The organism is Ensifer sp. ENS07 (assembly GCF_014852185.1).
GTDB classification, from domain to species: domain Bacteria; phylum Pseudomonadota; class Alphaproteobacteria; order Rhizobiales; family Rhizobiaceae; genus Ensifer; species Ensifer adhaerens.
In genome coordinates, this window is record NZ_JACVBE010000002.1 from 1,022,922 (window position 1) to 1,034,728 (window position 11,807).

The 11,807-nt window shown below is 63.0% G+C and carries 12 protein-coding genes and 1 pseudogene; 7 read left to right on the forward strand and 6 right to left on the reverse strand.

Annotation, left to right across the window (positions count from 1 at the left end; translation table 11 throughout):
- Positions 1–184 precede the first annotated feature (184 nt).
- Positions 185–1,162, forward strand: a complete 978-nt coding sequence (locus IB277_RS12160; protein ID WP_192371000.1) for a glutathione S-transferase family protein — start codon at positions 185–187, stop codon at positions 1,160–1,162.
- Positions 1,163–1,189: 27 nt separating this feature from the next.
- Here the strand turns inward: IB277_RS12160 and IB277_RS12165 are convergent, their stop codons facing one another.
- Complete coding sequence (locus IB277_RS12165) at positions 1,190–1,657, reverse strand: NUDIX domain-containing protein (protein ID WP_110819308.1); 468 nt, start codon at positions 1,655–1,657, stop codon at positions 1,190–1,192.
- A 110-nt stretch (positions 1,658–1,767) separates the two neighbouring features.
- Between IB277_RS12165 and IB277_RS12170 the strand changes: the two genes are divergently transcribed.
- Together IB277_RS12170 and IB277_RS12175 are read left to right on the forward strand one after the other, a co-directional pair.
- Positions 1,768–2,670 (forward strand): metallophosphoesterase, encoded by a 903-nt coding sequence (locus tag IB277_RS12170; RefSeq protein WP_034788848.1) that lies wholly within the window; start codon positions 1,768–1,770, stop codon positions 2,668–2,670.
- A 183-nt stretch (positions 2,671–2,853) separates the two neighbouring features.
- Positions 2,854–3,402, forward strand: coding sequence for a tetratricopeptide repeat protein (locus IB277_RS12175; protein WP_090298542.1), 549 nt, complete (start codon positions 2,854–2,856; stop codon positions 3,400–3,402).
- A 73-nt stretch (positions 3,403–3,475) separates the two neighbouring features.
- On the opposite strand, the gene IB277_RS12180 is transcribed toward IB277_RS12175, so the two are convergent.
- On the reverse strand, positions 3,476–4,495 hold the full coding sequence (locus IB277_RS12180; protein WP_110819309.1) for a DUF3313 domain-containing protein: 1,020 nt from the start codon (positions 4,493–4,495) through the stop codon (positions 3,476–3,478).
- A 285-nt stretch (positions 4,496–4,780) separates the two neighbouring features.
- On the opposite strand from IB277_RS12180, the gene IB277_RS12185 reads away from it, so the two are divergent.
- Both IB277_RS12185 and IB277_RS12190 read left to right on the forward strand, forming a co-directional pair.
- On the forward strand, positions 4,781–5,299 hold the full coding sequence (locus IB277_RS12185) for an RNA polymerase sigma factor (protein WP_034788854.1): 519 nt from the start codon (positions 4,781–4,783) through the stop codon (positions 5,297–5,299).
- 3 nt (positions 5,300–5,302) lie between these two features.
- Entirely contained in the window at positions 5,303–6,130 is an 828-nt protein-coding gene (locus IB277_RS12190; protein ID WP_034788856.1) for an anti-sigma factor, read from the forward strand.
- Between the two features lie 83 nt (positions 6,131–6,213).
- On the opposite strand, the gene leuA is transcribed toward IB277_RS12190, so the two are convergent.
- Complete coding sequence (gene leuA, locus IB277_RS12195) at positions 6,214–7,923, reverse strand: 2-isopropylmalate synthase (protein ID WP_060518745.1); 1,710 nt, start codon at positions 7,921–7,923, stop codon at positions 6,214–6,216.
- Between the two features lie 410 nt (positions 7,924–8,333).
- On the reverse strand, positions 8,334–8,918 hold the full coding sequence (locus tag IB277_RS12200; protein WP_034788862.1) for an ATP-dependent Clp protease proteolytic subunit: 585 nt from the start codon (positions 8,916–8,918) through the stop codon (positions 8,334–8,336).
- Between the two features lie 239 nt (positions 8,919–9,157).
- On the opposite strand from IB277_RS12200, the gene IB277_RS12205 reads away from it, so the two are divergent.
- Together IB277_RS12205 and IB277_RS12210 are read left to right on the forward strand one after the other, a co-directional pair.
- Positions 9,158–9,736: a HupE/UreJ family protein gene (locus IB277_RS12205; RefSeq protein WP_090298437.1), complete on the forward strand. Its 579-nt coding sequence runs from the start codon at positions 9,158–9,160 to the stop codon at positions 9,734–9,736.
- Between the two features lie 12 nt (positions 9,737–9,748).
- Positions 9,749–10,215: pseudogene (locus tag IB277_RS12210) on the forward strand (chloramphenicol phosphotransferase CPT family protein).
- Between the two features lie 16 nt (positions 10,216–10,231).
- Here the strand turns inward: IB277_RS12210 and queF are convergent.
- Both queF and IB277_RS12225 read right to left on the reverse strand, forming a co-directional pair.
- Positions 10,232–10,696, reverse strand: coding sequence for a preQ(1) synthase (gene queF, locus IB277_RS12220; RefSeq protein ID WP_034788869.1), 465 nt, complete (start codon positions 10,694–10,696; stop codon positions 10,232–10,234).
- A 144-nt stretch (positions 10,697–10,840) separates the two neighbouring features.
- Positions 10,841–11,761 carry a cation diffusion facilitator family transporter gene (locus IB277_RS12225; protein ID WP_370689595.1) on the reverse strand — a complete coding sequence of 307 codons (921 nt, stop codon included), beginning with the start codon at positions 11,759–11,761 and terminating at the stop codon, positions 10,841–10,843.
- Between the last annotated feature and the right edge of the window lie 46 nt (positions 11,762–11,807).

The following is an 11,807-nucleotide window of genomic DNA, read 5'->3' on the forward strand; positions in this document are numbered from 1 at the left end:
TCGCAGGTTTCCCGAGAACATCATCTGTGCGGATTCTTCCAGACACGAAAAAAGTTGTGAAATCGCCGATAGCAGAAATTTGCCCTCTGTCAAAGCCTAAAACGCACTGTTCCGATTTCGCCACCTATCGAATGTCGCTGGAAGCGCTATCTATTGACGCAACGATCACGAAGGAGTTTGTCCGATGGGCAGGTTGGTAGATGGCGTCTGGCAGGACGTCTGGTACGACACGGTGGCAACGAACGGCCACTTCAAGCGCAGCGCTTCGCAGTTCCGCAACTGGGTGACGGCGGACGGGTCGGCCGGCCCGAGCGGCGACGCCGGCTTCAAGGCCGAGGCCGATCGCTATCACCTCTATGTTTCGCTCGCCTGCCCATGGGCCCATCGTACACTGATCTTCCGCAAGCTGAAAAAGCTCGAGGACCTGATCTCCGTTTCCGTAGTCGATCCGCTGATGCTCACCCAGGGCTGGGAATTCAAGGACGGCGGCATCGGCACCGGCGATCATCTCTTCGGCTCGAAGGCGCTGTGGCAGGTCTATACCCGCGCCGATGCCAACTATTCCGGCCGCGTGACCGTGCCCGTCCTCTGGGACAAGAAGCAGAACACCATCGTTTCGAATGAATCCTCCGAGATCATCCGGATGTTCAACTCCGCCTTCGATGGCCTGACCGGCTCGACGCTCGATTTCTATCCGGAAGAGCTCCGCGGCGAGATCGATGCGATGAACACCGACGTCTACAACGACGTCAACAACGGCGTCTACAAGGCAGGCTTTGCCACCACGCAATCCGCCTACGAGGAAAGTGTGACGGCACTCTTTGCCCGGCTGGACAAGCTGGAAGAGCGCCTCGGCTCGCGCCGTTACCTCACCGGCAGCCGCCTCACCGAGGCCGACTGGCGGCTATTCACGACGCTGGTGCGCTTCGATCCTGTCTATGTCGGCCATTTCAAATGCAACATCCGCCGGATCGCCGGCTATCCGAACCTCCAAGGGTATCTGCGGGAACTCTATCAGGTGCCGGGCGTGGCCGAGACGGTCGACATGCGCCACATCAAGGAGCACTACTACCGCAGCCACACGACCATCAACCCGACCGGCGTCGTGCCGGTGGGCCCGGTGCTCGACCTCACCGCCCCGCACGGACGCGAGGCGCTGTAAGCCCGCAATGAAACGGGCAATCGATCGCTACCAGTAGCGATCGATTGCGACGTCGCCGGCAAGTTCCGCAAGCCGGCGGCGTGTCGCCGGCGTGGTGTCGTCAGGCAGCGCGTCCAGTGCGAAGAAGCCACTTTCGGAAATCTCGAGATCGGGCGTTTTCGGCGCGCTCTGGCTGACACCGTCACAGCGGTAGAAGACGACGTGGTCGCGGCGGCTCGTGCGCCTGTTGTAGTAGACCTGGACGAGCACCGGTGGCGCCGAAACTTCGAGGTTCCCCTCCTCGCGCAACTCCCGCAGCAAGCCGTCGATCGAGGCCTCGTCGCGGTCGAGCCCCCCGCCCGGCAGGTGCCAGCCCGGCAGGTAGGAGTGGCGGACGAGGAAAACGCGGCCCTCGCCATCGAAACAGGCCGCCCGCACACCCATCGTCATGCCGCGTGCAACAGCGTAGTAGCCATGCGCAAGCCACATCAGCAGCCGGAGATACCAGCGCCGCATCTCCGGTGGCCGATCCTGTTCCAGGCGTTTTTTCCTTCCTCGTCCCGGCCACACGCGATTCATCGGGCGACCTGATTCCCCTCGGCCGGAATATGCGCTAGACGGGGTCGATGTTCAAACTCGCCCATATTTCCGACGTCCACCTCGGGCCCTTGCCCGAGCTATCCCTCAGGGAACTCGCTTCCAAGCGCATCACCGGTTTCGTCAACTGGCACCGCAACCGCAGCCGCCATCTCTTCACCGGTACGCTCGACACCCTGCTGGCCGACATCGAGAAGAAGGATCCGGACCATCTGGCGATGACGGGCGATCTCGTCAATCTCGCCTCCTCGCTCGAGATCAAGGCGGTCACCGAATGGCTGGAGGATGCGGGCAAGCCGGAAAACATCTCCGTCGTTCCGGGCAACCACGACGCCTATGTTCCGGGCGCCTACGAGAAGACCACCCGTGCCTGGTATCCCTATATGCGCGGCGACGATGCGCCGGCGCATTGGCATGACCGGCACCGCTGCTTTCCCTACATGCGCGTGCGCGGCCCGGTGGCGCTGATCGGCTGCTCGACCGCCGTTGCGACCCCGCCCTTTGCCGCCAGCGGCTATTTCGGCCAGCGCCAGGCCCGCGCCACCGTCAATCTGCTGAGACAAGCCGGCGAAGCCGGGCTCTTCCGAATCGTCATGATCCACCATCCGCCGATCCGCGGCGCAACCTCGATGCACAAGCGCATGATCGGCATTCGCCGCTTTGCTGCGACGATCTCGTCCGGCGGCGCGGAACTCGTGATCCACGGCCACACGCACCTCAACACTGTCTATTGGCTGAAGGGCCAGCATGCCCCTGTCCCGGTTGTCGGCATCGCCTCGGCCTCGCAAGGTCCTGGCGGCCACAAGCCGCCGGCAGCTTACAACCTGTTCACCGTCGCCGGTGAAGCCGGGAACTGGCACCTGACGCGCGAGCGCTACGCCCTGAACGACGATGCCACCACGGTGTCGCTCGCCGAAACCACGCGCTTCTAGCCGAACGCAGCCTCCCTCCGCAGAAAATTCATCGCCCGGCGAATAAACCCCGGCCCTGCTGCGTCATACTCCGGTGCGCCGCCGCATGGCAGCGCGCCCGCCTCTGCGCGAATGCAGGACACGCAGTCGTTTGAAACAGCGCGAGGCTTTCGCGGTCATGCGCCAGCAATGGGAGATGGCATGATGAACCACAAGAACCTCGTTTTCGCCCTGTTCGCCGCCGGGGCAACCAGCTTCATGGCGCATGCGGTGATGGCCGCCGGCGAGGATACGAGCGAACCGCCGAAGAAAACCAAGACGACCAGCGAATGCACCGACGGCAAGGTGTGGGACGCCAAGAAAAAGGCCTGCGTTGACGCCAAGAAGAGCGACCTTGGCGACGATATCCTGTTCCAGGCGGCCCGCGAACTCGCCTATGCCGGCCAATATGAAAATTCGATCAGAGTGCTCGGCGCCGTCAAGGACCAGCGGAGCGCCCGGGTGCTCAACTACCTCGGCTATGCCAACCGCAAGGCCGGGCGCATGGAACTCGGCATGCAGTACTACAAACGCGCGCTCCAGGCCGACGAGAACTACATCCTCGCCCGCTCCTACATGGGCCAGGCGCTCATCGAACAGGGCCGCGTCGAGGAAGCGCGTGTGCAACTCGTCGAGATCCGCGACCGCGGCGGCGAAAACACCTGGGCTTACCGCGCCCTGCTGCAGTCGCTCGGCGGCGTCCGCCAGTACTGACCGGGCGGTAACATGGACGGGCGGCGCCAGGCGCCGCCCTCGATCCGACGTGCCACAGACACGGACTGGGACGCTAGGTTTTCTTCGACCCGCTTGCCGCCGGCCCGTTCTTTTTGGGCTCGCTTCCCTTGGCTGCATTTCCCTTCGCCCCGCCTGCCGTGGGACCGCTTCCGGTCGTGCCATCAGCAATCGACTTTGCCTCGTTCTTCTTCTCCGACCATTCCGGCGGCAGGCCGAGCGCGCCGCCGGCGATGCCGCCGAGACCGGACCCCTTGCCGAACACGGCGCAATCCGGATCGGTGGGTTTGCCGGTGACGGCATAGGCGACGCTGTTCTTGACGTTCTTCATCGACGGCAGCTCAAAATCGGACTTCATCGGGTCACCCGATTTTTCGAGCAGCGCACTGAAGTCGCTTGAGAAGTCGCCTGCAAGCTCGAAGGCGTCGGCGGCCGTCGAGGCGCGGGACCCGTTGGTGAGGATGTTGGCGCCACGCGCCCATGCCAGCCCGGCGATCTGCTTGCCCATCGGGTCGAATGCCTCCGCCTCGACCGCGAGACTTCCAAGGCCGATGGGAATGCGCGGAACCGGGATCGGAGCGACGGCCGAGGTGACGGTCGACACGCCGGCGACGACTGCATTGGTCGATTTGACCTTGCTGATCACGGAGCGCACCGCCATGTCGGCGGGCTTGGAGATCGGCACGACGTCGAATTGCTCGCTCAGGGCTTCGCAGAGCGACCGGTCGATCGCCGTGGCCACCAGCTTCTTTTGCGGATCCCCGAGCTTGTCGAGATCCGCGGTGGCGGCAAAGGTCGTCGGGATCACATGCACCGTCTTGACGTTCTTGGTGGCAGCAGAATCCACCCGGTACTTCGTCTTGGTCACCATCCCGTCGCTGGCAACGAAATCCTTGTAGGAGGATAGAGACCCCGTTTCCATGACCTGGGCGCTCTGGCAGGCGGCGAGCCCCGCAAACAAAGGCACCAGCGCAGCCGTGCGAATGACGGCCGCACCTCCCCGAATGCGGCGTCCGCCACAATGTCTCCCGACAAACCTGACAATACTCATGCCATTGCGATGCTGTGCGTTCATTGGCGTATCCCCGACGTCGACCTGCAGTTGTGCATGAGGTCCGGCCAGATTCGGGCCGAACTTTGACGCGATCTCCGGCCACCATTGCAGTTAACGGTAACGAAGCGCGTGATTAACGGCCGCGGGCAAGCGAAAGCTTTTTGGGAAAAGGCGCCATGAAGCAGCAGAATTTGCTTTCCGTTCCGGGACTTCCCTTGCAGACTAAGGAGCAAATGTTTCATATCATCCGCTCGTGCGCAGCACGGCGAATAAATGCATGATCCGGCACGTTTCATTGGAAGAGAAATGCGTCCAGCGGCAGAAACGAAGGACTTCAGACGCGACTTGGTCAGCCTGCTGCCCAAATTGCGCCGTTTCGCGATGACGCTGACGCGCAATGCCAATGACGCCGACGACCTCGTCCAGGAAGCCTGCGAGCGCGCGATCACCCGCAGCCACCTCTGGAACGGAGAGGGCCGGCTGGAAAGCTGGGTCTACGCGATGACGCGCAATCTCTGGGTCGACGAAATCCGCAAGCGCAAGGTCCGCACCGGCAGCGGCACCGTCGATGCGCTCGGACATGACGAACTCAGCATCGAGCCGTCGGCCGAAAAAGCCGTCTACGCCAATCAGTTGCAGAAGATGATCCTGTCGATGCCCGAGGGACTGGCGAGCGTATTCCTGCTGGTCAATGTCGAAGGCCACAGCTATCGCGAGACCGCCGATATCCTGGGCATTCCGATCGGCACCGTCATGAGCAGACTGTCGACCGCGCGCCTCAGGCTCGCGGCGATGATCTCAGAGAATACCGAAAGGAGGGCCTGACCGTTGCAACAGACAAGGGGTCAAGCGCTCGAAGTGCGCCTTTCTGCCTATATCGACGGCGAGATCGGCGAAGCTGAACGAACCGAACTCGACGCGATTCTCGCCCGCGACGAGGACGCCAAGGCGTTGTTCGAGAGGCTGAAGGCCGGCAGCAGCTTCGGCGATACCGCCTTCGAAGATTTCCTGCACGATCCCGTGCCGCTCGCTCTTGTCCGGCAAATCAAGCAGGGTCCAGGGGTCAATCCGAAGACCGAGCGGATTGCGGCAACGACGACCACTGTCCGGCACGCGCGGGTCTGGCCGCGCATGCTTGCCGCATCGGTGGCCCTGCTGCTGCTCGGCGGCGGCGCCGGCTTCATCGTCGGGACGGCGAACACCGGGAGCGAGCCGACCAAGCTCGCCGCAGCGCGTGGCTGGCTCGACGACATCGCCGACTATCACCGCATCTATTCGCGGCAGAAGGAGCATCTGGTCGAGGTCCCGGCGACAGAGGGACCGAAGATCGAGACCTGGCTTGCCGCAAGCGTCGGTGTTCCCTTCAAGGTCCCGCAGCTTTCCGGCAAGGGCCTGACCTTCGAGGGCGCGCGGCTGCTCGTCGCCAACGGCAAGCCCGTGGCGCAGCTCGTCTACCGAAGCACCGAAGGCGAAATCTTCGCGATCTGTTTCCTCAAGAACACCACCGGCCCGCAGGCGGAGCAGTTCGACGAGAGCATCCGCGACGATCTCGGCATGGTCTCCTGGCAGCGAGGCGGCGCCTCGTTCGTGCTCGTCGGCCCGTCTTCGCATGTCGGCATGCAGGACATCGCCGAAGCCGTCGCCGCGACGATCTGAGATCGACGGCAGCCCCTACCCCTGAAACGAAAAGGCCGCGCCGGGTTTCCCCGACGCGGCTTCATTCGTCACGCTGAAGTGTATCAGCCGCGCTTCATCTCGAGTACGCGGTTTGCCGCCGAAACGATCGCTTCGAGCGAGGCGGCAACGATGTTGGTGTTGATACCGGCGCCGAACAGCTTGCCACCCGGGTGCTCCATCTCGACATAGGCGATCGCGGCTGCGTTCGAGCCGTGCTGCAGCGAGTGCTCGGAGTAATCCGCAACCGAGAGGTCGATGCCGAGATAGATCGACAGCGCATTGATAAAGCCGTCGATCGGGCCGGTGCCCTTGCCTTCGATGCGCTTGACCTCGCCATTGTCGGTGATCTCGGCCGCCACCACGCGCACGCCCTTGTGCTCGCCCACCGGATAAGTGTGATGGTCGACGAACTTGATGCGCGCGCCCGGCTGCTCGACGTAGCGCTCGATGAAGCGCTCGTAGATGCGCTTGGACGGCAGCTCCTTGCCTTCCTCGTCGGTGATGCGCTGGATGTCCTCGCGGAACTCGACCTGGAGGTTGCGCGGCAGGTTGATGCCGTAGTCTTCCTGCAGGATGTAGGCGATGCCGCCCTTGCCCGACTGCGAGTTGATGCGGATGATCGCCTCGTAGGAGCGGCCGACGTCACGCGGATCGATCGGCAGGTACGGCACTTCCCAGAGCGGCTTGTTGGCGGTCTTGATCGCCTTCATGCCCTTGTTGATCGCATCCTGGTGCGAGCCGGAGAAGGCCGTGTAGACCAGTTCGCCGACATAAGGATGGCGCTCGGGAATGACCATCTGGTTGGAGTATTCGTAGACTTCCTTGATCCGCTCGATATCGGAGCAGTCGAGCTGCGGATCGACGCCCTGCGTGAACATGTTCAGCGCCAGCGTCACGACATCGACGTTGCCGGTGCGCTCGCCATTACCGAACAGCGTGCCTTCGACGCGGTCGGCGCCAGCCATCAGGCCCAATTCGGTGGCGGCGATGCCGGTGCCGCGGTCGTTGTGCGGGTGCAGCGAGATGATCAGGCTTTCGCGGTTGTCGAGGTTGCGGCACATCCATTCGATCTGGTCGGCATAGATGTTCGGCGTCGCCATCTCGACGGTCGAGGGCAGGTTCAGGATCAGCTTGTTGTCTGGCGTCGGCTTGACGATCTCGGTGACCGCGTTGCAGATCTCCAAGGCCACTTCGAGCTCGGTGCCGGTAAAGCTTTCCGGCGAATACTCGAAGCGGTAGCCGCCGCCGGCCTTGGCCGCCATGTCGGTGATCATCTTGGCGGCGTCGGTCGCAATCTGCTTGATGCCGCGCACGTCCTTGGCAAACACCACGCGGCGCTGCAGTTCACTCGTCGAATTGTAGAAATGCACGATCGGTTGGTGCGCGCCTTCCAGCGCTTCGAAGGTGCGGGTGATCAACTCGGGCCGGCACTGCACCAGCACCTGCAGCGACACATCCTTGGCGACATTGCCTTCCTCGATGCACCAGCGGGCAAAATCGAAATCGGTCTGCGAGGCCGAGGGGAAGCCGATTTCGATTTCCTTGAAGCCCATGTCGAGCAGCAGCTGGAACATGCGGGCCTTGCGATCGTGCCCCATCGGGTCGACCAGCGACTGGTTGCCGTCACGCAAGTCGACCGAGCACCAGATCGGCGCCTTGGTGATCGTCTTCGACGGCCAGGTGCGGTCGGTGAGCGCGATCTGCGGATAGGCCTGGTACTTCACCGCCGCTTCCGGCATGCCAATCTTAACGGGATGGGATTTCTGGATCATTGCAGCTTCTCTTCATCACTGGACGTCCTGGCCGCCTTGCCATACCCGATCGGGGATCGGATTGCGATGGCTAATGCCGCGCCGAACGCGCCTTTATCCTAAAACACTTGATGGGGTCGAGGAGCATCCGCCGGCGTGGCTTTTCGGCCGCCGGGCGCTCCTCAGCGAACCCGGCAACCGCGAGTAAGGCCGAGAAGAAGAAGCGAGGCGAAGGCGCGCGACGGCGCACGATTGGTATCGTGTCCGGCGGGGATCGAGGCGATCCGATATGCGTCAGCCTTGGTCATGCTCAAAGCCTATACACGGCTTGCCAGAGTGGAGCAAGCCACGCGATGGCGAGGATCACCGCAAAAAGAAAAGGGCACCGGCGAAATGCCGATGCCCTCCAAATCCTTGACTTGCTTGCGAACTCAGATGTCCGCAGCAGACGAGATGATCCGCGAAACGAGGCCGTAGGACTTCGCTTCCTCAGCGGAAAGCCAGTAATCGCGGTCCGTGTCCTTGGCGATCTTCTCGACCGGCTGGCCGGTTGCGTCGGCGAAGATCTTGTTCAGGCGATCGTTCATCTTGATGATTTCGCGTGCCTGGATCTCGATGTCCGACGCCATGCCGCGGGTGCCGCCCGACGGTTGGTGAAGCAGGAAGCGGGTGTTCGGCAGGCAAATGCGACGCTCCTTGGGAGCGCCGACAAAGATCAGCGCGCCGGCGGAAGCGACCCAGCCGGTGCCGATGGTCCAGACCTTCGGCTTCACGAACTTGATCATGTCGTGGATGCTGTCGCCCGATTCGACATGGCCGCCCGGCGAATTGACGAAGATGCGGATGTCTTCGTCGCTGGCGGCGGCAAGCGCCACGAGCTGCGAGCAGACCTTCTGCGCCAGTTCCTGATTGATCGACCCGTAGATGAAAATCGAACGCGACTTGAAAAGGTTCGCCTCCGTTTCCTTGCCGAGCGGCAATTCGGTCTTCTTGTCGTCCTCGTCGTCGTTCATCATCCGTTTTTCTCCGGCGTCTCATGAAGTCTTCAGTCAAAGTCAGATAATGCGACTCGACCCCGAAGACAATGCAACAAACCGAAGCGGCGACAAAGCAGCAAGGTCGACTATGCTTATGGTAAAAACACCTACCGCCAAATGCCGTATAGACAGGGGGACGGAGGCCAATAAGATCGGTCGCGTCAAACACTCAAGAGTGGGGCCAGCCTCCCAGGTCCCGCCGATCCATGGGGACACGCATGAACAGACGCATCCTGATCGCCACTGCGGCGCTGATCGCCTCCGCCGCACCCGCCTTCGCCCATCTCAATCCGGCAGAGCACGGCTCGTTTGCCGCCGGCTTCTCGCATCCGCTGTTCGGACTTGACCATATCCTGGTCATGGTCGCCGTCGGCCTCTGGGCGGCGCAGATCGGCGGCCGGGCGCTCGTCGTCGTGCCGGCGGCCTTCGTCGCGATGATGGCAGCGGGCTTCGCGCTGGCGGTTGCCGGTGTCGACCTGCCCTTCGTCGAGCCGGCGATCCTCGCCTCGGTGGTGGCACTCGGCCTGCTTGTTGCCATGGCGGTGCGGCTCGACACGGCAGCATCCGCTGCGATCGTCGGCGTCTTCGCCCTCTTCCACGGCCATGCCCATGGCGGCGAACTCGGCAGCGCCGGGGCGCTTGCCTTCTCGGTCGGCTTCATCCTCGCCACCGCCGCGCTGCACGTGGCCGGCATCGGCCTCGGCATCGCCCTTCAGCGCCTCTCCGGCGGCGGCCTGCTTGCCCGCCTCCTCGGTGGTCTCACGGCTCTGGCCGGCGCTGCCTTGATCTTCGGCTGAAATCAAACGGGCATGCAGCACGGACGAATTATCTTTCTGAACGGCACGTCGAGTGCCGGAAAGTCAACGCTGGCAAAGGCGCTCCGGGAAATCCTCCCGGAGCCCTTTTGTTACTATGCCTCCGACCAGCTTGCCGACGCCGGATTTCGGGTCCTTAGGCGCGGCATGCATCCTGGAATGCGCGGCGAGCGTGCGAGGTTCTTCGACGGATTTCATCGCTCGATCGCAGCCTTCGCCGAGGCCGGCAACGACCTGATCGTCGAGCACATCGTCGAGGAGTCGGAGTGCACGCGCCGATCGAAGACCTGGAGCGTCGCGAGCGCGAGCGCGGCGACCGCACGATCGGCGAAGCCCGCTTTCACCTGAAGACGCACGATTACTGCGCCTACGACCTAGAAGTGGACACGCGCGACCCGACCGATCAGATCGCCGCGCGCATCGTTGACGCCTGGCTCAAACGCCAGTCACTCAGACCGTAGCGGGGGATCTCCCGCTTTAGCCGCGACCGCGATAGGTCGGCACGCCCTGGTCGGGCAGCCACAGGCCCTCGGGCGGCTTGCCGGTCTGCCAGAAGACGTCGATCGGGATGCCGCCGCGCGGATACCAATAGGCGCCGATGCGAAGCCAGCGTGGCTGAAGCAACGACACCAGCCGTTGGGCGATCTCGATGGTGCAGTCTTCGTGGAATGCGCCGTGGTTGCGGAAGGAATGCAGGAACAGCTTCAGCGACTTCGATTCGACCAGCCATTCGTCCGGCACATAGTCGATGACGATATGGGCGAAATCCGGCTGGCCGGTCATCGGGCAGAGCGAGGTGAATTCCGGCGCGGTGAAACGCACCAGATAGTCCTTGCCCTTGTTGCCGCTCGGGACCCGCTCCAGCACCGCGTCTTCCGGGCTCTGCGGCAGGTCGACCTTTGCGCCCAGTTGCGAAAGGCCGGATACGTCAGTCTTGCTCATATGCCTGTTGCTCCATGAGAACATCCGCGCGTGGGTGCGGTCGACTGGCCTCTGCCCTCGTCGGCCCGCTCCGTTTGCGGCCCTTAAATCAGAACTGCCTCAAGAAGGAAACCTCGTCACGGTTGAAGTGCCGTCGACCTTGAATCAGTGGCGCCCGACCGTCGTCTTGACGCGCACACCATGCGCCTTCTCACCTTCGGGCTCCACATGGATCGCGATCTTGGCACCGGGATGCACGTCCCGGATCGCATCCTCGATCCGATCGCAGATGTCATGCGCCTCGCCGACCGGCATCAACTCCGGCACGACCATGTGGAAATCGACGAAGATCGCCGGACCGGCCTGACGGGTCTTCAGATCGTGCACGCCGAGCGAACCCGCGGCGTTGGCGGCGATCGCCTGTTTGATCGCTTCTTCTTCTTCACCCGAGACGGCCCGGTCCATCAGCCCGTCGATCGAGCGCGAGATCACCATCCAGCCCTGGTAAAGAATGTTGCAGGCGACAATGACGGCCAGCAGCGGATCAAGGATCGCGTAGCCGGTGGCGATCGCAAGCACGAGGCCGACGAGAACGCCGATCGAGGTGACGACGTCCGACAGGATGTGGTGGCCGTCGGCGCTGAGTGCCGGCGAGCGGTGCTTGCGGCCGGCGGTGATCAGCACATAGGCCCAGATGGCGTTGATGACGCCGGCGACGAAATTGATCGCCAGGCCGAGAGCCGGTGCTTCCATCAACACTGGCGCCATCATTGCCGGCACCGCCTCCCAGACGATGAGCAGTGCCGCAACGACGATCAGAACGCCTTCGATAACGGCAGAGAAATACTCCGCCTTGTGGTGACCGAAGGGGTGGCCGGCGTCGGCCGGCTTGGAAGCATAGCCGATCATCAGATAGGCGATGACCGCCGCGATCACGTTGACGGTCGACTCTAGCCCGTCGGAGAGAAGCGCGATCGAGCCTGTCAGCCACCAGGCAAGCAGCTTCAGGCCGAGCACAGCGAGCGAGAGCGGTATGCCCCAGAAAGCAAGGCGGAGCACGGTGCGGTTTTCGGTTCCAGTCGTCATTGTCATTCCTCGTGCAGATGCAAACGAGTTGCAAACGCAAGCCCAT